Origin of the sequence: Vibrio sp. Vb1729 (assembly GCF_033338655.1) — a bacterium.
In the GTDB taxonomy this organism is placed as follows: domain Bacteria; phylum Pseudomonadota; class Gammaproteobacteria; order Enterobacterales; family Vibrionaceae; genus Vibrio; species Vibrio alginolyticus.
Map to the genome: position 1 here is coordinate 36,351 of NZ_JAWOTB010000001.1, position 22,894 is coordinate 59,244.

Sequence of the window (22,894 nt, forward strand, 5' to 3'; positions counted from 1 at the left end):
ACAACCAACAGTTCAATAAATTAAAAGTCTAAGTTTTAATTTATTCAATTTTTTAATCAATTGTAGCGAAGTATAGTGCAGTAAAAACAGGAGAGATAGAGATGACCGCCATCTACACCGCATTTTTTACTTACGTAATCATTACTTCAATTACACCAGGGCCAAACAACATTTTATCGCTCAGCATCGCGACGCAATATGGACTAAAACGCTCAACAAAAGTGATTTCGGGGATGTTTTGTGGCTATGTTGTTTTGATGCTACTTTGTGGCGCTTTCACGTATAACATGATCAGCCTCTTGCCCGTGATTACACCTTGGCTAACATGGATTGGAGCAGCTTATATTGTTTGGTTGGCTTGGGGGCTTGCTACGAGTGAGATCAAAACTTCATCGGATAATTCTAAAGGTATCAGTTTCTTAACAGGTTTCGGTTTGCAGTTCGTTAATGTGAAAATCATTCTTTATGGAATTACCTCTATTTCTACGTTCGTACTGCCCCACACTCAGAATATCTACTGGATCTTAGCGACTAGCCTCATTCTTGCTTTGATCGCACTCCTTAGCAACGTAGTTTGGGCCGTTGCAGGAAAGCTACTTCAATCGCAATTCCAGAGATATGGCAAAGTCATAAATATGAGCTTAGCAGCAGCTCTGATCTATTGTGCGACACAGTTATTTACTTAAGTATATAGTTGATCATCAAGAACAATATTGCTCTTCAACTTAGACGACTACGTTTATGTGAAGAGCAAATTCTGCTCTACAAATAGCTGCGGTTTCTCGTGCCCTTACTCGCTCCTTCATACGGCAGTTTTTGAAGAAGTAGATTCAACGTCACTTAATCAACCTAAAGATACGAAATCTTTTTTAGTTATACAGACACGGCCTTGGCGACCTCGGCAATAACTAAGCATTACTTAGTATACACAAATCAGAAAAACTAAGATAATCTTAGTCATCCTAGTCCTTAGTGTGAACTTTAAGTGTTGTTTAATAACCCACTCCCAGCCCGCCTTAAGCATGCGCGTAAACAAGCGAATCTGTCCCAAAAAGCACTGGGCATCCGTATCGGCATGGATGATAGTTCTGCAAGTGCAAGGATGAATCAATACGAAAGGGAGCGCCATACTCCCGACGTAAAAACGCTCAAACTTATCGCAGATGAGCTAAACGTGCCTCTAAACTATTTCTTTTGTGAAGATGAAATCACCGCTGAACTTGCTGTGAATCTCCACAAGCTGTCAAATGATGACAAGCAAAGAGTGCTTGAGAGCACAGCCCAGTTGATTGCGGACGCAATCGCCACGAAGTCGAGTACGTAATTGGGATTAAACGCCTAAGAATACGTATCAATACCAAAGAATCAAAGAGCATAACTAAGGGTTCAACATGGCTACAACAAAAGCACTTGTGGTTTTTTCCGGTGGGCAGGACTCTACGACCTGCTTAATCGATGCATTAAATACATATGATGAGGTTCATGCTATAACGTTTGATTATGGCCAGCGTCATTCAGATGAAATAGATATCGCTATCGAATTAGGTAAGCAACTTAACATCAAAAGCCACAAAGTCCTGGATGTAAAATCAATTAATGAGTTAGCGATAAGCTCGCTGACAAGAGACAACATTCCGGTATCTAATGACTTAAGCGACGCTAACGTACCCAATACATTCGTTCCAGGGAGAAACATCCTCTTTCTTACTTACGCATGTATCCATGCTTACCAGCTTGGTATTCAAGACATCATTACGGGAGTTTGCGAAACAGACTTTAGTGGTTACCCTGACTGCCGAGACAACTTTATTCGCTCTCTAAATCTCTCTTGCAATTTAGGTATGGATAAAGCCTTCAATATTAAGACTCCTTTAATGTGGCTTACTAAAGCAGAGACTTGGGCTCTAGCTGATAAGCACAATATGTTGGAGTTTGTCCAAAACAATACGTTAACATGTTACAACGGAATCGTTGGTAAAGGCTGTGGTGAATGCCCAGCGTGCCTACTGCGACAAAGCGGCTTAGAAGAATACTTAGCGAGCAAATAGTCTTTGTTAGCGGTAATAGCGCTGGGATAAAACCTTTTGCGTTAGCTTCTAAACGTTTTATCTCAGCGTGAAACTCCAGCCAACAGAGCTTCATTTTGATGCCGCCAGATTGGTGGCATCAATTAAATGCGAAACGATTGTCGAACCAAAGATAGCACTACACCACAACAGCCAACACTGCTTAGCTTTTACAACGCTATAAATTGCTTAGATATATCGACAATGTTTCGATAGCAAAGCTACCAACGGCATTACTCGCGAAACCGGGATTAGATAGAAAAGCTACCTCGAATGATGACGAGTCTCTCGTCTAAGCAATACTCAAATATTTATGAGTTTGAACAGACAAACGCCAATTGCGGGCAATGCACGTATCAATACACAATTGCGTAGCACGAGGCTTCTGGCTAATTGGTTGTAGTGCAATGATAGTCTCAGCCGCTACGTTCGCATTTGCTAAAAGGTCATCAAGGTGGTCGATGTCTTTCTGGGTGCCGACTGGATGCTTAATCTCATTTGCCCGCTCTAACGCGCTATTAAGCACTGGTAATTTACCTTTCATAGCTACTTTTGGTGACACTGTCACCCACGTATTTTCTGAAGTAATCACTTCTGATGTGCCACTGGTTTCAATTTGGCATTGGCACCCCATATCTTCAAACGCCTTTGTTAAAGGGCGCAGATCATAAATACAAGGCTCTCCACCAGTAATCACGATATGCTTAGCATTAAAGCCTTGCTGTTGATATTGCTCTACGATGTTCTCGGCAGATGCAACACACCACGTCGGAGAGTCTTCCGTTTTCACCAGAATATCGCCTATTTGACGTTGATCATTCTCATCTGCATACCACGTTTGTTTGGTATCGCACCATGAGCAACCAACCGGACACTCTTGAAGCCGAACAAAAACAGCAGGGACTCCAGTGAAAACCCCTTCCCCTTGGATGGTTTCAAACATCTCATTTAGCTTATACAACGCAGAACTCACTCAACTCATAACATTTCGAGGCGAAGACCATAATGGACACGCGTGTCTAGGTCAATTTAAACCAAAAATTAATTGTTAAAATAGACCATTTTGTAGTTTCATAGCGTAATGAATATAGGTTTCTGGTTAACGTTAAACCAAGCCTTATTCACTGACAGCTCCCAAAAAACTTTAAGGTAAGAAATGATGTATAAACTGATCGCACTAGATATGGATGGCACGCTACTCAATAGTGATAAAGCCATTTCTGAAGAAAACAAACAAGCGATCGCAAAAGCTCGAGAAGCAGGCGTTACTGTCGTTCTCGCTTCTGGTCGCCCATTAGAAGGAATGCAAGACAAGCTCGACGAACTGAATATCCATTCCGATCGAGATTTTGTTCTTTACTACAACGGTTCGATGGTCAAGAACGTAGGCACAAACGACATCATCCACCAGCAAATCATAGATGGTAAAGCTGCAAAATTGGTGGCGCGAAAAGCCGAAGAGCTAGGTGCGTACGTCCATGCTTTTAGTCAAGTTCATGGTTTAATCACCAACGAACACAACCCTTACACCGATATTGAAGCAAAGATAAATGGCTTAAATGTCACCGAGATGAACTTCGAATCACTAGAAGACGATCATCCAATCATCAAAGCTATGATGGTTGCAGAGCCAAGCAAACTAACAGAAGTTATAGCAGCACTGCCAGCTGAAATGCGCGAAGCGTTTACGGTTGTTCAAAGCGCTCCGTTTTTCCTTGAGTTTCTTAACCCTGCGAGCAACAAAGGTATTGGTGTTGCCGCAATTGCCGAGTATCTGGGAATTAAACCGGAAGAAGTTATCTGTATGGGTGACGCAGAAAATGACCACCACATGCTGAAATACGCTGGCCTTGGTATCGCGATGGCAAATGCAATGGAAGAAACCAAGCAAATCGCTGACTACATTACGGCAAGTAATGATGAGCACGGTGTCGCTAAAGCTATAGAAAAGTTCGTGCTCAATGCATAGCCCTTTCCGCCATGTCTGTTGCGTTAAGCTTCTTACGTTTAACACCCCTAGCCGTCCAAGATAGGCAAGCGGCGTTGTTCGTGGACTAAACGTGTAAAAGCCTTGCTGTAATGCAAGGCTTTGTTTTTACTCAAATACTAATAGATAACAAATACAGCCATCAATCTAGCAACGTTTTGCTCGGTTGGTTTTCACAAGTCAGCTTCCTTGCAAGCAGCATAAATAACAACATTAATAATGGATAATGTAACGTCGACAAGACTAATGACCACAAACCGCTAAACGATACGATATTAGCCGAGTACAAATAGAGTTGATCAACAAGCAACAATGCCAGCGTCACAAAGATCATCTGCCGAGTATCTAAATGTGCTTTCGACTCTTTAAATGTCATGGCCAACGCTGATGCAGTGATTAAAATTGCTAACCAGCGACCAAACACAGGTAATGGCCAGATGACGGAGATGACCGATGTTGCCGCAGTCATAATGAACCAGACGCCTTTTGAGCTTAGAACTTGATCAACGTTCACATCTTGATTTGTCTCCAGTCGAAGAACATGCCAAGCCACCAAGCTGCCTAACAGCGCGCCAAATAACATATCTAAAATAAAGGCACTGCCGAGGAAAAACTTACCTAACACCACAGTAAGAGTGATGAACACGAAGACTGCCGTTGTTCCATTCAAACCAAAATACTGGGTTCTATGAAACAAGAACGTCAGCACACAAAACCACACAGCGATAGGCAAGCTAGGAAAACTAAAGCCAAAGCTGTGCGTTAACTCCATCATTGGTATATAGACATGTGGGCGCGGTAGCGAAAAACCTTGTTGAGCGACAAGCACCATAAGCGACGTTGCACTAATTGCGAAAAAGAGTCGGTACACAAACCGGCTACCAAAGCGCATCATGGCAAAAGGAAATAGAAAGAGTAGTACCGTCGGTTCTGTCAGATCTATAACGAGTTTCGAGATCTGACTAGCTACCTCGTAACTCGTTTCTGACAACGCCCCTACCCAACTCTGTAAATCTATCAGCCACGCCAATTCAACCTGACGAAATGAAGGCGCGGATTCGATCAACTGAGTCACATAAGATACTGATTGCTTGGTAGCTTGATCAAAAAACTGAGTGGCTTGTGGCCATTGCTCAGGATAACGATATAAAGATGATGGTAATTCAGATGGGCTAAGCAACATCGCTGACGCAACTTCTACTCCATAATGAGGGGCAAACCAAATAGGCAGTTCATTTCCACCTAAAGAATTATTCATAGAAAAAGCGATAATGTCAGAGTCTGATATACAGTCGTAAAAAACCGCAGTGTCCGTTCTGCCAAGCTCCTCTCCAACCGTAACCACTATACCGGTTTCTTCCCACGTTTCTCGTTGAGCAGCAACTTGTGGAGACTCACCATCAATAATGGTTCCGCCAGGTAGAGAAATCTTATCCGTTAATACTTCATGAACTAGCACTAACTTGTCATCAGCGCGAACAATACAGAGCGCTCCTTTAACTTCGCTCGCAGTGGCTTTAGCCGTAGAGATCGGTGAAACAGGTAACAAAATAAAACAAAGGATGAGTAATAACAGCTGTCTCAACACAAAATATGACCTTAAATAAACATAATGATAACCAATGAATCATGGCAGTTAATCTTATCTTTTTCGACAAAAATTAAGTAACGAGTTATGCCAAACTGAGTTGATCGCGTAAAACCTGATCTCAACGCTCACTGGAGAATAATTTAATGCAAACCTGACAAAAATCAGACAAAACATAAAATGTTGATCGCAATTCTGCCAGTTATATAAAGATAACGTCAGGAAAAAGTCATACACATTTTGTGGGTTCTCATAGTTGACACAATAAAAAAGGGCTTATTATTCGCAAACAATAAACCCCAGTTATGGTAACTATGTACTGATCGTTGAAACCAAGAATGAATCTTATCTCATGGTCAACGAATCAAATTCACTGGCCCGATCGTTAGTTAGACTTGCAATTCGCATCGCCGACTTTTTGCCAAACACCCCAAGGCCCTGAGTCTGCTGGATTATCACCTTGAGTCCACCACTGCGCTTGCCAAACTTTACCATTCCAAGTAACCGTATCTCCTTTGAGATACACTAAGCTGGCTTGCCATACAGTTTTACAGCTATCTGTGGGAGGCGTTGTCACCGTTTTCGCTTGAGCGGATACTAACGCTTGGTATTGTGTGCTGGTCTTATCAACGTTGAAGTTCAAAACCACTCTTGCTTCTCCGCTCTGAGTAGCACCAAATTCAACATCAATACGACAACTTGCATTCATTGCTAACGTCGCCTGAGAGCACTGATCATTGGCAATAACAGCTGCATCAGTAACACCCGAAGCAAACGCGCGAACATTTTCCACAGTGAAGGTGGTGTTCCCTGAATTCTGGATAACAAAGCTATGTTGCTGTAACTCCCCAACATTAAATGATGCCAGTGTCTGTTCGGTGGTGTATCCAACAGAAACATTCTCTTTTGGTGGTGTTACTGTTCCGATAACACCATCGACAAAATTGCGCATAGCAGCGATATCGCTATAAACCCCATACATACCAGGACGAGCACAACCTATTCCCCAACTGACCACACCAAGTTGAGTAATTACACCACTGCGATTAATGACGATTGGACCACCACTATCTCCCTGACAAGAATCTATCCCACCTTGAGGAATACCAGCACAGAATGACACTTCTCCAACCGTTGTGTAGTTGCCACCGGCTTGACGGCAAGTCATATCCGACACAAGTGGGACGTCAACCTCTTGCAATCGAGACGGAGAGCTTCCTCCTTCAGAAGTTCGCCCTAAGCCAGCAACACTAAGCCAATCTCCGATGCTCGCGTATTGCGTTAGACTACCATTCGCAATCTCAACTGAAGAAACACCTTGAGGCACAGAGTCGAGCTTCAATACCGCGAGGTCATGAGAAAGCGTCGCGCGGCGATATGCCGGGTGCATATGGATCTCACTGACGTTTGCACGAACACCATCACTACCGTTATAAACAACGCCACCGATTTTAACCGCAATCTGACTCGGAGAATCACCCTCAACACAATGTGCAGCAGTCAGGACGTAAGCATTCCCGATATAACTGGCCCCACAATACGATCGGTTACCATAACGACTAACAATTTGGGTGTAGAATTTCCAGTCACGTGGGTCGGCAGTTACTCCGCCTACGATCTGGGGTTGGATAGTATGATTTTGCGTCTGTGACAAATCATCAGCACTTGCGAACATTGGCAAAACGGCTAAAGCAAGTAACGATTTTGTTAGTTTCAAAATATTGTCCTCTTGTTTTTGTAAGCACGATCCTCGTGCTACTAATAAACAAGCAGACAAAAACGCCGATACCAATGTGGGTGCATATCAATTTATTAACATTGCGAGCAACTTATAGAGAAAAGTCTATTGACGAACTGAATGATTTCAATTCGATAGAACCTAAATCACAATATTAAAGTTAAATACGATTATTCGTTCAGCGGTTTTCTTAAATAGTGGATATGATGTGCAAATCCTTGTTTTTCATACAAATATATTGCGCCCTGGTTAAAATGCCATACTTCAACAAACATCTGTTTTGCACCGTAATCAGAGAACGTTGACTCAATTTTATTAATCAATGCCTGCGCCGTACCTTGTTTTCGATATTCAGGCAGCACATAGAGCTCATCCACACTTCCCATCATAACTGGCTGGCTGACGGTAGAAATAAGTTCACAGAAGTGACCAGAGATAAAGCCAATAATTTCATCTCCTTGTTTTGCTACGTAAACAAGGCACTCAGGGTCGTCAATATATCGAGCAATGCTTTTTTCTTGTTCTATCTCCTCTGCCGTTTTGAAAAGCTCAGGAGATTGAAGATGATGCTCATCATGAAGCTCGAACATAAGATCGTTGAGCAACTCTAGGTCGCTAAAACACGCAGGTTTAATCGCAAACGCGGTCATACAAAGGGTCACTAAAAATGGAATGGCTGTAGTTTGTGAGGAAAACGTCGTATTGGCAAGTCACAAATGCTTTCACGATACGTTTGTACTGTTTGAGCAACAAAAAGGCCCCTGTACTTAATAAACGTACAGAGGCAGAACCAACCTACAGAGTTCGAGGATCAGGGGTTAGTTAGAATGAGTTTTTCTCAGCGTCGTAGCACTCGCTCAATTTCGTTCAAGCTACTTGGGTCATCAATCGTTGACGGAACGGTGTATTTTTCACCATCAGCTATTTGACGTATAGTTCGACGCAAAATTTTACCTGAACGTGTTTTCGGTAAACGGTCTACAACCAACGCATGCTTGAAGCAAGCAACTGCACCTATCTCACTACGCACTTTGCCAACAAGCTCACCTTCAAGGTCTAGCTCATCCACTTTAACACCGTCTTTTAGTACCACAAAACCAAGTGGAAGCTGACCTTTTAGATCATCGTGAATACCAACCACCGCACATTCTGCAATCGCTGGGTGGCCTCCTACTATTTCTTCCATTTCACCTGTCGACAATCGGTGTCCCGCGACATTAATCACGTCATCAATACGTCCCATAATAAACAGGTAACCGTCTTCATCCAGATAGCCACCATCACCTGACACGTAGTAGCCTGGGAATTGGCTAAGATAACCAGTTTCAAAACGGTCATGATTACGCCAAACCGTTGGCAGACAGCTTGGTGGCAGTGGACGTTTTAATGCGACAAAGCCTTGTTGGTTAGGCCCGACAACCTCTCCAAGTTCATTCAGAATCTCGACCTGATAACCCGGAATGGGCTTCGTCGAAGAACCAGCTTTAACTGGCATCATTTCGACACCAGTCGGGTTGCCCGCGATGGCCCAGCCCGTCTCGGTTTGCCACCAGTGGTCAATAACGGGCTTGTCCGCTTTGCTCTGAACCCACTCCAGTGTCGGAGGGTCGAGGCGTTCTCCCGCCATAAAGATGGTTTTCAGATTCGACAAGTCGTACTGTTTTAAGTGCTCACCTTCCGGGTCCTCTTTCTTAATCGCACGAAACGCCGTTGGTGCAGAGAACAACGCATCTACTTTATATTCATCACACACTCGCCAAAATGCGCCAGGATCCGGTGTTCGAACAGGCTTGCCTTCGAATAGGATAGTAGTGCAACCGTGAATCAGTGGAGCGTAAACAATGTAAGAGTGCCCTACTACCCAGCCCACATCAGATGCCGCCCAAAAGACGCCATCTTGAGGAATGTTATAGATTGCGCTCATGGAGTACTTCATCGCGACAGCATGGCCACCGTTATCACGCACAACGCCTTTCGGCTTACCTGTCGTGCCCGATGTATAAAGTATGTAGAGCGGATCGGTTGCTAACACCGGAACACAACCATGTGGCAGCGCTTGTTTGTACTCTCGCTGCCAATCTAAGTCTCTTTCTTGGTTTAGCTCAGCGTCGCACTCTGGACGTTGGAAAACAAACACTTTCTCAGGCTTCCAACGGCTGTCCATAATGGCTTTGTCTACCATTGGTTTGTATGGAATGACTTTGTTGATCTCAATCCCGCACGACGCCGTCATGATCACTTTCGGCTCTGCATCTTCAATTCGTACAGCAAGCTCATTAGGAGCAAAACCGCCGAATACTACGGAATGAATCGCCCCCAAACGCGCGCAGGCAAGCATCGCCATTGCGGCTTCTGGGATCATCGGCATGTAAATAACGACTCGGTCGCCTTTTTCAACACCTTGAGCAGACAGCATGCCAGCAGTTTTTGCTACTTGGTCACGTAGGTCGCTATAGGTGTACGTGGCTTTACGACCTGTCACTGGCGAGTCATAAATGAGTGAAGTATTATCACCGCGTCCTTGCTCGCAATGGTAATCTAATGCTAACCAGCACGTATTCATTACACCATCTGGAAACCAACGTTCTATGCCGTTTTCATCAGATTTCAAGATAGTTTTAGGAGATTCAAACCAATCGAGATTCTCCGCTTGAGCGCGCCAAAAACTCTCCGGTTCATTCTTCGCCCATAAGTATTCTTTTTCGTATGAAGACATATTGCTTCCTCCAGTATGTCCTGACATTGCTCTCGTTCTACTCAAAGATCGCTCTTTTAATCCAAAGATCGTCTCTTTTAATCGAAGACATAGAAGGGTACACGCACAAATCCCTCCATCAGTATTCTCGCACTTCGGCTCATAATGGCTTTTTGCACCACCCAGCCCTGCTCAGTTTGCTTCGCTTGTGCCCCAACTTTTAACGTTCCTGACGGGTGACCAAAAGTCACGGACTCTTTTTCACCGCCACCAGCGGCTAAATTCACTAACGTTCCGGGCACACACGCAGCAGAAGCAATAGCAACGGCTGCTGTTCCCATCATTGCATGATGTAGCTTGCCCATCGACAGCGCGCGAACGAGCACATCAATATCCGACTCATTAACGGCTTTACCACTTGAAGACAGGTAACTTTTCGGTTTAGAAACAAACGCTATTTTCGGCGTATGTTGGCGTGTTTGAGCTTCTTCTAAATCAGAAATCAGGCCCATTTTTAACGCGCCATATGCGCGGATGGATTCGAACATCGCTAATGCTGTGTCATCGTTGTTGATATCGTCTTGCAGCTCGGTGCCCTGATATCCTATCGATTCAGCATCAATAAAAATGGTTGGTATGCCCGCGTTAATAAAGGTCGCGTTGAACGTACCCACATCCGGCACCACCAAATCATCAACTAAGTTGCCCGTTGGGAACATACTTCCTTCGCCATCGGAAGGATCAACAAAATCCACTTGAATCTCTGCCGCTGGAAACGTGACACCATCGAGTTCAAACTCTCCGGTTTCTTGGACGAAACCATTGACGATTAGCACGTGAATCAAGATGGTTTTGCTGATGTTCACCTGCCAAACACGCACCGTCACAATGCCATTTTCTGGAATGCGATCTTGTGGGATCAGACCAGCATGAATGGCGAAAGGACCGACAGCGGCAGACAAGTTGCCGCAGTTACCGCTCCAATCGACGAATGGTTTGTCGATCGACACTTGGCCAAATAAGTAGTCAACATCGTGATCGGCTCTGCTGCTGCGCGAAACAATCACTGTTTTACTGGTGCTTGACGTCGCGCCCCCCATACCATCAATTTGCTTCGCGTACGGATCAGGGCTGCCAATAACGCGTAACAACAGTTTGTCACGTGCGGCTCCAGCCACTTGCGCTTCTTGAGGCAAATCCTCTAGGTTGAAAAAGACACCTTTACTCGTGCCGCCACGCATGTACGTCGCGGGCACTTTTATTTGGCTTGTTTGATTCGGAGTATTATTTGACATACGCACTCCTTATTGTGCCAAGAAATCTTGCGCGAAACGCTGCAGAACACCGCCCGCGTTGTACACGTGAACTTCGTCAGCGGTATCTAAGCGACAAGTAACCGGAACATCGACTTTATCGCCGTTGCTGCGTGTGATAACCAGCGCTAAATCAGCGCCCGGCTTGATTTCTCCAACCACGTCGTAAAGTTCCGTACCATCCAGCTCTAGCGTATTGCGGTTAACGCCCGACTTAAATTGCAGTGGTAGTACGCCCATGCCAACCAAGTTAGTACGGTGAATACGCTCAAAGCCTTCAGCAACAATGGCTTCTACGCCCGCCAGTCGAACGCCTTTTGCTGCCCAGTCACGGGATGACCCCTGACCGTAATCCGCGCCAGCCACCACGATCAATGGTTGTTTACGATTCATGTAGGTTTCAATCGCTTCCCACATACGAACCACCTGTCCTTCTGGCTCTACACGCGCCAGAGATCCCTGCACGACTTCGCCGTTTTCCTTCACCATTTCATTGAACAACTTTGGGTTAGCGAAGGTCGCGCGTTGCGCCGTTAAGTGGTCACCACGGTGAGTCGCGTAAGAGTTGAAATCTTCTTCTGGCACACCCATTTTCGCTAAGTATTCACCTGCTGCGCTGCTTGCGAGAATCGCGTTGGATGGTGATAAGTGATCAGTGGTGATGTTGTCGCCCAGAATCGCCAATGGACGCATACCAGACAATGTTCTTTCTCCCGCTAGCGCACCTTCCCAGTACGGTGGTCGGCGGATGTAGGTACTCATCGGACGCCAGTCGTACAGCGGGTTGGGATTTTGCTCTTGATCATTCAGCTTAAACATCTGAATGTAAACTTGCTTAAACTGCTCAGGTTTAACATGAGTACCGACAACTGCATCGATCTCTTCATCGCTTGGCCACAAATCATTGAGATAAATTGGTTTGCCGTTTTGGTCCGTGCCAAGCGCATCGCGCTCGATATCAAAACGAATTGTACCGGCTAGTGCATAAGCGACAACCAATGGTGGTGAAGCCAAGAAAGCTTGTTTGGCGTACGGATGGATTCGACCATCAAAGTTACGGTTACCAGAAAGCACCGCTGTTGCATATAAATCACGGTCGATGATCTCTTGTTGGATTTTTGGATCCAGCGCACCACTCATACCGTTACAAGTTGTACATGCGTAACCAACAATGCCAAAGCCAAGCTTCTCTAGCTCTGGTAATAAGCCCGCTTCTTCCAGATACAAGCGTGCAACTTTAGAACCCGGAGCAAAAGACGATTTCACCCAAGGTTTACGTACAAGACCAAGTTCGTTGGCTTTCTTCGCGACAAGGCCAGCAGCAACCACGTTTCTTGGGTTACTGGTATTCGTACATGAGGTAATAGCAGCGATGATCACTGCACCATCTGGCAACTCGCCTTCTTTCTCTTCCCACGCTCCAGAAATACCGCGCTGTGCCAACTCAGAAGTTGGTAAACGACGATGAGGGTTTGACGGACCAGCCAAGTTACGGCTAACTGATGATAAATCGAACTCAAGTACGCGCTCGTAAACGGCGCTATCAAGATCGTCTGCCCAAAGACCGGTTTGTTTTGCGTAATTTTCTACTAGAGCAACTTGTTCTTCATCTCGACCAGTTAGTTTCAAGTAATTGATGGTCTGCTCATCAATATAAAACATGCCAGCTGTTGCGCCGTATTCTGGTGTCATGTTTGAAATCGTTGCGCGGTCTCCGATCGTTAGATCACGTGCGCCTTCTCCGAAGAATTCAAGATATGAAGATACCACACGCTCATTACGCAGAAACTCAGTAATCGCGAGGACAATATCCGTTGCCGTAATGCCCGGTTGACGTTTACCCGTCAGTTTGACACCGACAATATCTGGTAGACGCATCATTGATGGTCGGCCAAGCATGACGGTTTCTGCTTCCAGACCACCGACACCTATCGCAATAACACCAAGAGCGTCTACGTGAGGCGTGTGACTGTCCGTACCCACACAGGTGTCTGGGTAGGCAATGCCCTGCTTTGCTTGTACCACAGGAGACATTTTTTCCAAGTTGATTTGGTGCATGATGCCATTCCCAGCTGGAATCACGCTGACGTTTTCAAACGCTGTTTTACACCACTCAATAAAGTGGAATCGGTCTTCATTACGGCGCTCTTCAATCGCGCGGTTTTTGTCGAAGGCATCAGGGTCAAAGCCCGCATGTTCAACCGCTAAAGAGTGGTCAACGATCAATTGTGTCTCAACCACTGGGTTCACTTTTGCAGGATCACCGCCCTGATCTGAAATGGCATCGCGCAGACCCGCTAAATCGACTAGAGCGGTCTGACCAAGAATGTCATGACAAACAACGCGTGCTGGATACCAAGGAAAATCAAGATCGCGTTTGCGTTCAATTAACTGTTTCAGGCTATCTGTCAATGTGTTCGGGTCACAGCGGCGGACCAGTTGCTCAGCTAGCACGCGAGAGGTATAAGGGAGTGTTTCATAGGCTCCAGGAGAAATGGCATTGACGGCTTCGCATGCATCAAAATAATCCAGTTGAGTTCCCGGAAGCGGCTTACGATATTGAGTATTAATATTTGTGTTCATGGTTTGCTTCCATTCAGTCTTTACATCTTGCCTTCATCAAGGTTTTCCATTGCTCCAGAAACACAGTGATGAGAGGATCTCCTTCCTCTGTTAGAGATAATGACAAAGGAAGGAGGTGGTCAACCAAAGCATATAATGCCCTCGTTGACCTTCGCGCTAGCGATTCTCGATAGGCACCCATTCTTGATGATCTGGGCCCGTATAATCGGCACTTGGGCGAATAATACGGTTATTGGCACGCTGTTCATAAACGTGTGCAGCCCAGCCCGTTAAACGACTCATCACAAAGATTGGGGTAAATAGTTTGGTTGGAATGTCCATGAAGTGGTAAGCCGATGCATGGAAGAAGTCCGCATTACAGAACAGACCTTTCTCTCGCTTCATCACTGATTCAACACGCTCAGAAACCGCATATAGATGAGTATCACCAACTTGTTTCGATAGCTCTTTGGACCATCGTTTTATTAAGGCGTTGCGAGGGTCACTTTCACGATAAATCGCGTGACCGAAGCCCATGATCTTGTCTTTATTGGCTAGCATTTTCATGATGTTCGCTTCCGCCTCGTCGGGCGTTTGCCAATCTTCAATCATTTCCATCGCCGCTTCGTTCGCACCACCGTGAAGTGGCCCACGAAGCGTACCGATTGCTGCCGTGATACAAGAATGGATGTCTGACAACGTTGATGCACAAACGCGTGCTGCGAATGTAGAAGCATTAAACTCATGTTCAGCATAAAGAATGAGCGAGCAATGCATCACTTGTTTGTGCAGCGCAGCTGGCGCTTTGTCTGTAAGTAATCGCAAAAAGTAACCACCGATGCAATCTTCAGTCTGATCCTCGGTGTTGATACGCACGCCATCATGACTAAAGCGGTACCAGTAACAGATGATGGCAGGGAACAAGGCTAGCATACGTTCGGTTGCTTTCAGTTGCTCCTCGAAGCTCATTTCCTGCTCTAGGTTACCCAATACAGAACAACCCGTGCGCATTACGTCCATTGGGTGTGCGCTTGCAGGAATCAACTCTAAAGCTTGTTTTAGCTCGGCTGGCAAACCTCTAAGGCTGAGTAGATGTGTCTTGTACGCATCAAGTTCTTGTTGATTCGGCAAGTGACCGCGTAACAGAAGGTGAGCCACTTCTTCAAACTGTGCGTTGTTCGCAAGATCAGTAATATCGTATCCACGATAAGTTAAACCAGTTCCCGTTTTTCCGACAGTACATAAAGCTGTGCTTCCTGCGCTTTGACCACGAAGGCCTGCGCCACCTAATTCTGCTTTCTTTTCTGCAGTTTGAGACATTGTTTGAACTCCTTTTCTGTCTGACTTTTCCCTCTCTGGGGTGTTTTTAGCCAAACGAATTTCACGTTATTAGATGAGATAAATTCCGATTATCTTTTTCTTGGGCTTCCGTTTATTTTTGCTTTTCCCCGCTATTTCCCTTCAGAGAATAACTGGTCAAGTTTGTCTTCATAGTCGTGGTAATTTAGGTGCTGATACAACTCTTTACGTGTTTGCATCGAATCAACCAGTGCTTCCTGATTACCCACTTCTAGCAAATGTTTGTAGACCGTTTCAGCAGCTTTGTTCATGGCACGGAACGCACTTAATGGATAAAGCACCATGTCCACTTTTGCTTTCGCTAGCTCATCACAGCCATACAGCGGTGTCGCGCCAAATTCTGTAATATTCGCCAGAATAGGAACGTGCTTTCCGGTCGCTTGCTCAAGCGCATTTGAAAACTGAAGGTACTGGTCCAGCTTGTTCATCGCTTCTGGGAAGATCATGTCTGCGCCAGCTTCCACACACGCAATCGCGCGCTCGATTGCGCTGTCCATGCCTTCAACAGCTAACGCGTCAGTACGAGCCATAATCACGAAACTTTCATCATTGCGTGCATCAACCGCGGCTTTTACACGATCAACCATCTCTTGCTGGCTGACTATTGCTTTGTTCGGACGATGACCACAACGTTTCTGTGCGACTTGGTCTTCCATGTGCACCGCTGCCGCGCCCGCTTTTTCCATCGCTTTGATCGTGCGAGCAATGTTAAATGCACCGCCAAAGCCCGTGTCGATATCAACCAAAAGAGGCAAATCACATGCGTTAGTAATACGGTCAACATCAACCAAAACGTCGTTTAATGTTGTGATACCGAGATCCGGCAATCCGTATGACGCATTTGCGATACCGCCACCAGACAAGTAAATCGCTTGGTGACCCAAGTTTTTTGCCATCATGGCGCAATACGGGTTTATAGTGCCGACAATTTGTAGTGGATTATTTTGTTCAATGGCGAGTCTGAACTTCGCTCCCGGTGTTAAGCTCATGACGAATTCCTTCTAGTCTTTGTCTAAACTTTCTGTATGTATAATTTGAGATTGGATGAGCTTTCGACTTCCTGATATGTGTCTTCTCATCAACATTTCTGCAAGCTCTTCATCGCGATTGCGAATGGCTTCCAAAATGAATTTGTGTTCGGTGAGCGCCTCATTCGGGCGAGATTGCGCACGTGGCGACTGGTAACGATACATCCGTAATAAGTGATAGAGTTCATCACACAGCAGAGATATTAACTTACTGTTTCTGCTCGCTTGGATGATGCGATAGTGAAAATCAAAGTCACCATGTTGATGGAAGTAAGACGCGCCTTCCATTTGGTCTATATGCTTGGAATGTGTCGACAATAGCATTTCCAAGCTTAAGAGCTCTTCTTGCGTAATGTGTCGCGCAGCTAACCTTGCCGCCATGCCTTCCAATGCTTCTCGAACGGCATAAAGTTCTATCAGCTTTTCCGGAGAAAAAGTGGTCACTCTAGCCCCAACATGAGGAATTCGCTCGATGAGCCCTAGCCCCTCTAAGCGCATCAATGCTTCACGCAAAGGCCCACGACTGACTTGATATTTCTTTGCTAGCTCAGGCTCTGATATCTTATGGCCAGGCTTCACGTCGCCATTAACAATGACTTCAATGAGTGTTTCGGTCAGCGTTTCGGATTTGGTGTGTTCTTTCTCAGAACCCAGCACTTTATAACGAGCTTTCAACTCAGAGTTCATATTCAGATACTCTTGTTACCGACATCGAAATGTCTACAATTTCTTAACCTGAATATAAAGTAGTCGATCAAAGTGTCGACAATCAAGTAAATTGTCGACAATTTAGACTAAGGTCGTAATTTAAATGGGCCTAAAATGCCCGTTAAGTGCCTTTTTTAGCAGAAATAAAGAATGGTGAGTTCACATTGTCGACAACTTATAAACCTTTAAGCTTATGATCTAAAAACTAAAAGCTCAGCTGTCGAACAATAATCGGATAAAAAACTATTCTTTAGGTACAAATTGATCAAAGACTTGTTGCGAAGTCATCTTTTGTGAAGCGGAATTGAGGTCATAATAAGCTGGCTTTTCATCGGTAAAAATCTCTAAAGTGAGTTTGAAATCTGGGTTATCGAACAAACCAGCGGAAAGAATGTACTCACCTGTCGGCAACAAATGATAGAAAAGGTTTGTGCCGCATTCGCCACAAAAACCTCTCACCGCCCAGTCAGACGATTGATAACGCTTTGGCTCGGCCCCCTTAAACGTCACGTTAGACCCACAATGCACCGCATGAAGTGCGCCACTCGACCATTTTCGACACATAGAGCAATGGCACAGGCTAACCTCATTTTTAACCTCAGCGATGACTTCAATTGCGCCGCACAAACACGTCCCTTTCATTCTCTTTTCCTCGTTCATTTTCCGTCATTTAATTATGGCCTACCAAAGCGTAAAGCCGCGTGACCTAACACCAACTTCTCGCCGTGAACTTTATGAACAAAATAACCGAAATGCTCAATATTCTCTTTATATCTCTTTTACAGACAGATATTTAACACTTAATTAACCTTTACACCAAGTTCAGCTTTAACGCTTACAAGGCATGACAACTGAGCAAAAACAATAAGGCTCAACTAAATAGAGTCGCTAACATAAGGAACGTGAACATGTTAAAGGTACTCAAACCAACGCTCGCCGCTTCAATCATCGCAGCTTCATTTTCATTCAACGCTCTTGCTGCAGATATTGAAAAAATGCACTTTCTTATCCCTGGAGGTGCCGGTGGCGGTTGGGACATGACCGCCCGAGGTACTGGTGATGTATTAATAAAATCAGACATCGTCGAAACCGTATCATTTCAAAACCTATCTGGTGGTGGCGGTGGCAAAGCAATCGCACATTTGATTGAAACGGCTGATCGTCAAGAAGATACACTCATGGTGAACTCAACACCGATCGTCGTTCGCTCGCTCAGTGGGATCTTCCCACAATCTTTCCGCGACTTGACTCCTGTTGCCGCAACGGTTGCCGATTATGGCGCCATTGTTACATCAGCCGATTCTCCTTATAGCTCTTGGGAAGATGTCGTTAAAGCTTTTAAAGAAAACCCACGTAAGGTGAAGGTTGCTGGTGGCTCTGCTCGTGGTTCTATGGATCATTTGGTTATAGCAGCAGCTTTCAAAGGTGAAGGTTTTGATGCGCGTAAAGTTCGTTACATTGCCTATGATGCAGGTGGAAAAGCCATGGCAGCCCTACTTTCAGGCGAAACACAACTGCTCTCTACAGGGCTAGGTGAAGTACTCGAAATGTCTAAGTCTGGGCAAGTGAAAGTGTTAGCGATTACAGCACCAAAACGTTTAGAAGCTGCGCCTAATATTCCAACTCTCACCGAATATGGTAATGAAACTGTCTTTGCTAACTGGCGTGGATTCTTTGCAGCACCAGGCACAAGCCAAGAAAAGCTAGATGAATGGAATGCCGCATTTACTAAAATGTATAACACCGACGAATGGCAAGTCGTTCGAGACCGCAATGGTTGGATCGACAACTATAAAGCGGATAAAGCATTCTTCGCGTTTCTTGAAGATCAAGAGCAACAGATGGGTGACTTAATGCGCGAGTTAGGCTTCCTGAAGTAACAATCGAATTGGGGTCCCTCAGATACCAACCTCAATGAATAACGTAAGTTGGTATTTCCCCATTGTATTTGCACTCTAAGTTTCACCGCATATGGACATTGTCGACAATCGGCATGCACACTCCTTTGTTTATATACCCAAAGCGGCTCGACTAGCAGCGAAATGCTTAATTGTTAATGGTTTAGTTTATTCATTGACGTCCATATGCGGTCTTTTTTACTTTTGTTAGGAGTTGAATATGCCTCGTTCAACCAACTTTTTCACCAAAGAGTATTTGCTCTGTCGTGACCGCGTCGGCGCAATGATCTTTCTACTCTTCTGTCTTTGCTACGGTTATCAAACCTCGCAGATTCCATTATTTCCAGGTGATGAGTATGAACCATTCACCGCACGTACTCTGCCAACCATCTTGACTTACGTTGGTGTCGGCCTTTCTTTGCTATTGCTGGTGACAGGACAACCAGATAAACAAAGTGGCGCAGTGCTGACCTTCAATTGGAAGTTACTGATTGCCTTTTTAATTTTAATGGCGCTCTACGGCGTGGGCCTGACTTACTTAGGTTTTGTGATAGCTACTGGCTTCTTTTTATTGGCTGGCTTTTATCTGCTCGGGGAAAGACGTAAACCCGTTCTGTTTGGCGCGTCGTTTCCATTCGTGATCGCGTTCTACTTATTACTCACTCAAGGTTTGGACATCTATCTCGAACCGGGTTTGATTTTCACCATCTGGTAGTCAAAGAAAGGACTGAATTATGTTAGATGGAATTCTACAAGGTTTATCCACCGCAGTAATGCCAATGAACATTATGATGGTGATCGTTGGTTGCTTCGTCGGTACATTTATCGGCATGTTACCTGGACTTGGGCCGATCTCAGCCATTGCTTTGATGATCCCAATTACTTATGGCCTAGAGCCCTCCTCTGGCCTTATTTTAATGGCGGGTGTTTATTACGGTGCGGTATTTGGTGGCTCTACATCGTCGATTTTAATTAACGCGCCGGGTTGTTCTTCAACCGTGGTCACAGCATTCGACGGCTACCCAATGGCTCAAAAAGGCCAGGCAGGTAAAGCATTAGCTTTGGCAGCTTATTCGTCTTTCACTGGCGGTACGCTATCTGCCATTATGTTGCTTGTTGCCGCACCAGCATTGGCTAGCGTCTCCCTTAGCTTCCAATCGTCGGACTATTTTGCGTTGATGCTACTTGGGTTATCAGCAGTCGCGGCTTTTGCGGGGAAAGGTCAGGTAATCAAAGCGTGGATGATGACCATTCTTGGTTTGATGCTATCTACAGTTGGAATCGATAAAGGCGTAGGCGTTGAACGCTTTACCTTCGGTTTAACGGATTTAATGGATGGCTTTAGCTTCTTGTTGCTTGCAATGGCGACATTCGCACTGGGTGAGACACTGATGGGCATCCTTAAACCATCAAAAGACACCAGCGATGAAGAACAAGAAAAGCTGAGCAACATTGGCTCAATGAAAGTGACCAAGGAAGAAATCAAAGATGTTGCGCCTGTTTCAATTCGCTCTTCAATATTAGGTTTCTTCACTGGCGTTCTTCCTGGCGCAGGGGCAACCATTGCTGCTTTTTTAAGCTACGGTATGGAGCGCAACCTCGCACCTAAAGAGAAAAAGGATGAGTTCGGTAAAGGCAGTATCCGTGGTTTGGTTGCGCCAGAGTCTGCGAACAATGCAGCATCTAGTGGTTCATTTGTACCGCTATTAACGCTTGGTATTCCGGGCTCTGGTACAACAGCAATAATGCTCGGTGCGCTGATCGCTTATGGTATTCAACCTGGCCCTCGCCTATTTGTTGAACACCCAGATGTGTTCTGGTCAGTGATCATTTCCATGTACTTCGGCAACATCGTACTTGTGATCCTGAACTTACCATTGATTCCGTACATTTCAAAGCTTTTGGCGGTTCCAAGAACGGTGCTTCTACCGATGATTTTATTCTTCTCAATCACCGGGGTTTATTTGGTCTCTTTTAACACTATGGATGTGTTCGTGATGCTGATTGTGGCTATGGCTGCCATTGCACTTCGGCTCGCTAACTTCCCGCTCGCACCTTTATTGCTGGGCTTCATCCTTGGAGGATTAATGGAAGAGAACTTACGCCGCGCATTAATGATTTCAGATGGAGAACTGAGTTTCCTATGGGAGCGTCCTATTACCCTTACCTTTACTGTTTTAGCTGTATTGGTATTGGCAAGTCCACTAATCGTAAAGCTGATTCAAAAGTTTAAAGCACAGCCAGTCAGCGTTGAGCAGTAATCGCTGTCTCTTTCAACCTAGATAAAGCCATCCATCGTGATGGCTTTATCTTCCCCCTTCCAAATCGTTCGCTTGTTGTACAGATGGTATTGACAAATCACTGTCGTTATATGAAGGTGATTGTATGAACACACACTTAGCGCAACTTAACCAACGAATTATCATCATTCCATAGGAATGGTGGGATTTTTTGATGCGCTCAGTATTTATCGAACCCACCCATAGCGGTGGGTTTTCTGTCTCTACCGTATGGGAAAAGCTCTCTTGGAGGCGGTCACAATGCAAAAAATAGCAGTTTTTGGTAAACCCGGCAGTGGAAAATCGACGGTAAGTAAAGTAATCGCGTCGGCTACCGGTCTTCCTCTTCATCAATTAGATTCAATAGTCTATAAACCAAACGGTGATCCCGTTGAGCGTAGCGTTTTTGATGAAGCTCATAGCAATATACTAAGCTCAGATCGTTGGATTATAGATGGCCTTGGACCGATCAGCTCTTTCAACGCTCGTTTAGATGCAGCCGATACTCTCATTTATATTGATCTACCATACTCAGTAAGCTATTGGTTTGTGACGAAACGTCTCCTTAAAGGACTATTCATTAAACCTGAAGGATGGCCTGATGGTAGTTCGGTACTGAAAGGAACGTTACAAAGCTACAAAGTTCTTCAGCAATGCCCTGCATTCTGGAATGATGACTTTATGTCTCGCCTCGAGGGGTACTCTCAAACTAAAGCCGTTCATGTCATCAAAAACGTTACAGAACTGAACAATTTTGTTTTAGAGCGGGTAAAGTAAACCTCATATCAGAACGTTAGAGCATGTGGGTTAGATCATCTGAAGCTCTAACAATGAAAAAGAACATAACAAGGATTGCTTATGCTTTTAGAACTAGCACTTTTATTCGTTGCTGGCGTAATTGGTGGGATCATTAACTCCATAGCGGGAGGCGGAAGCTTTATTACTTTTCCGGCTCTATTGGCAGTTGGTGTTCCTCCTATTATGGCTAACGCAACAAACACATATGCTTCATGTGCGGGTTACATTAGTGGAGCCGTCGGGTTCAGAGAAGAGATCATGAAGAACAAGCATGAACTGCTGTTCACAGTCTCATTCAGTTTAGTCGGCGGCGCTGTCGGAGCATATCTGTTGCTCAACACGCCAGAATCGCTATTTATGGAAGCCATCCCTTGGTTACTCTTATTTGCCACCGTGCTTTTTCTCATCGGTTCTCGTTTAACAATGCTAATCAAAACTGTCGCGAAAGAGCACAAACATGCTGGCATACTCGGAGCAATCGCGTTGGGTTTACTACTTGTTGGTGTCTCTGCTTACGGTGGTTTTTTCAACGCAGGTTTAGGGGTTATTGTTCTGAGCTATCTGGTAGTAGCTGGCCACCAAGACATTAATTTAATGAACGGTTTGAAATTGCTCGTATCTACGTGTGTTTCACTCATTGCTATCGTGATTTTTGTTGCCAATGGCTCCATTGACTGGCACACAGGTAGTGTTGTTTTGGTCGGTACGTTGGTAGGTGGGTATCTTGCAGCTCGTGTCTCTCGTCAACTGAATCCTAATCATGTTAAAGGGTTTGTTGCTCTTTCTTCTATTCTCATCACTATCTACTTTTTCATTGATGTTTATGTTTAAGCAAAACTTGTACAAGTGGATAACACTCCTACAAAAACGCCAGC

At 45.0% G+C, this 22,894-nt stretch carries 20 protein-coding genes; 9 read left to right on the top strand and 11 right to left on the bottom strand.

Annotation, left to right across the window (positions count from 1 at the left end; genetic code table 11):
• Positions 1-101: 101 nt before the first annotated feature.
• The 3 genes from eamB to queC all read left to right on the top strand — a co-directional run bounded on the left by eamB (position 102) and on the right by queC (position 2,048).
• Positions 102-686, top strand: coding sequence for a cysteine/O-acetylserine transporter (gene eamB / locus R7E29_RS00155; protein ID WP_005388201.1), 585 nt, complete (start codon positions 102-104; stop codon positions 684-686).
• 299 nt (positions 687-985) lie between these two features.
• Positions 986-1,324, top strand: coding sequence for a helix-turn-helix domain-containing protein (locus R7E29_RS00160; RefSeq protein ID WP_005388200.1), 339 nt, complete (start codon positions 986-988; stop codon positions 1,322-1,324).
• Positions 1,325-1,391: 67 nt separating this feature from the next.
• A complete protein-coding gene (gene queC, locus R7E29_RS00165; protein ID WP_005377298.1) occupies positions 1,392-2,048 on the top strand; it encodes a 7-cyano-7-deazaguanine synthase QueC in 657 nt (218 codons plus the stop codon).
• A 310-nt stretch (positions 2,049-2,358) separates the two neighbouring features.
• On the opposite strand, the gene queE is transcribed toward queC, so the two are convergent.
• On the bottom strand, positions 2,359-3,009 hold the full coding sequence (gene queE, locus R7E29_RS00170) for a 7-carboxy-7-deazaguanine synthase QueE (RefSeq protein WP_005377296.1): 651 nt from the start codon (positions 3,007-3,009) through the stop codon (positions 2,359-2,361).
• Between the two features lie 216 nt (positions 3,010-3,225).
• Here queE and R7E29_RS00175 point away from each other — a divergent pair, with 216 nt between their 5' ends.
• Entirely contained in the window at positions 3,226-4,035 is an 810-nt protein-coding gene (locus R7E29_RS00175; protein WP_017821691.1) for a Cof-type HAD-IIB family hydrolase, read from the top strand.
• Between the two features lie 160 nt (positions 4,036-4,195).
• Here R7E29_RS00175 and R7E29_RS00180 read toward each other — a convergent pair whose 3' ends face one another.
• The 10 genes from R7E29_RS00180 to R7E29_RS00225 form a co-directional block, all read right to left on the bottom strand.
• Positions 4,196-5,641 (bottom strand): bifunctional NUDIX hydrolase/phosphatase PAP2 family protein, encoded by a 1,446-nt coding sequence (locus R7E29_RS00180; RefSeq protein WP_054576998.1) that lies wholly within the window; start codon positions 5,639-5,641, stop codon positions 4,196-4,198.
• A gap of 385 nt (positions 5,642-6,026) precedes the next feature.
• On the bottom strand, positions 6,027-7,358 hold the full coding sequence (locus R7E29_RS00185) for a trypsin-like serine protease (protein ID WP_054576997.1): 1,332 nt from the start codon (positions 7,356-7,358) through the stop codon (positions 6,027-6,029).
• Positions 7,359-7,549: 191 nt separating this feature from the next.
• Entirely contained in the window at positions 7,550-8,029 is a 480-nt protein-coding gene (locus R7E29_RS00190; protein WP_054576996.1) for a GNAT family N-acetyltransferase, read from the bottom strand.
• A gap of 188 nt (positions 8,030-8,217) precedes the next feature.
• A complete protein-coding gene (locus R7E29_RS00195) occupies positions 8,218-10,095 on the bottom strand; it encodes a propionyl-CoA synthetase (protein ID WP_054576995.1) in 1,878 nt (625 codons plus the stop codon).
• Between the two features lie 77 nt (positions 10,096-10,172).
• Positions 10,173-11,369, bottom strand: a complete 1,197-nt coding sequence (gene prpF / locus R7E29_RS00200; protein ID WP_054576994.1) for a 2-methylaconitate cis-trans isomerase PrpF — start codon at positions 11,367-11,369, stop codon at positions 10,173-10,175.
• Positions 11,370-11,378: 9 nt separating this feature from the next.
• Positions 11,379-13,970 (bottom strand): Fe/S-dependent 2-methylisocitrate dehydratase AcnD, encoded by a 2,592-nt coding sequence (gene acnD, locus R7E29_RS00205; protein WP_054576993.1) that lies wholly within the window; start codon positions 13,968-13,970, stop codon positions 11,379-11,381.
• 156 nt (positions 13,971-14,126) lie between these two features.
• Positions 14,127-15,269, bottom strand: coding sequence for a 2-methylcitrate synthase (gene prpC / locus R7E29_RS00210; RefSeq protein WP_053304400.1), 1,143 nt, complete (start codon positions 15,267-15,269; stop codon positions 14,127-14,129).
• 131 nt (positions 15,270-15,400) lie between these two features.
• Positions 15,401-16,297, bottom strand: a complete 897-nt coding sequence (gene prpB / locus R7E29_RS00215) for a methylisocitrate lyase (protein WP_005388185.1) — start codon at positions 16,295-16,297, stop codon at positions 15,401-15,403.
• Positions 16,298-16,309: 12 nt separating this feature from the next.
• The gene (locus R7E29_RS00220) at positions 16,310-17,023 is read right to left on the bottom strand and encodes a GntR family transcriptional regulator (protein WP_005377279.1); all 714 of its coding nucleotides are present in this window, start codon (positions 17,021-17,023) and stop codon (positions 16,310-16,312) included.
• A 264-nt stretch (positions 17,024-17,287) separates the two neighbouring features.
• Positions 17,288-17,686, bottom strand: a complete 399-nt coding sequence (locus R7E29_RS00225) for a GFA family protein (protein ID WP_054576992.1) — start codon at positions 17,684-17,686, stop codon at positions 17,288-17,290.
• A gap of 266 nt (positions 17,687-17,952) precedes the next feature.
• On the opposite strand from R7E29_RS00225, the gene R7E29_RS00230 reads away from it, so the two are divergent.
• From R7E29_RS00230 to R7E29_RS00250, 5 genes are all read left to right on the top strand, one after another.
• Positions 17,953-18,924, top strand: coding sequence for a tripartite tricarboxylate transporter substrate binding protein (locus R7E29_RS00230; RefSeq protein WP_005388181.1), 972 nt, complete (start codon positions 17,953-17,955; stop codon positions 18,922-18,924).
• 238 nt (positions 18,925-19,162) lie between these two features.
• Positions 19,163-19,657, top strand: a complete 495-nt coding sequence (locus R7E29_RS00235) for a tripartite tricarboxylate transporter TctB family protein (protein WP_005388179.1) — start codon at positions 19,163-19,165, stop codon at positions 19,655-19,657.
• 19 nt (positions 19,658-19,676) lie between these two features.
• Positions 19,677-21,203 (top strand): tripartite tricarboxylate transporter permease, encoded by a 1,527-nt coding sequence (locus tag R7E29_RS00240; protein ID WP_005388177.1) that lies wholly within the window; start codon positions 19,677-19,679, stop codon positions 21,201-21,203.
• A gap of 279 nt (positions 21,204-21,482) precedes the next feature.
• Positions 21,483-21,998: an adenylate kinase gene (locus R7E29_RS00245; protein WP_017633773.1), complete on the top strand. Its 516-nt coding sequence runs from the start codon at positions 21,483-21,485 to the stop codon at positions 21,996-21,998.
• 81 nt (positions 21,999-22,079) lie between these two features.
• Positions 22,080-22,850, top strand: a complete 771-nt coding sequence (locus R7E29_RS00250; protein ID WP_017633772.1) for a sulfite exporter TauE/SafE family protein — start codon at positions 22,080-22,082, stop codon at positions 22,848-22,850.
• Positions 22,851-22,894 lie beyond the last annotated feature (44 nt).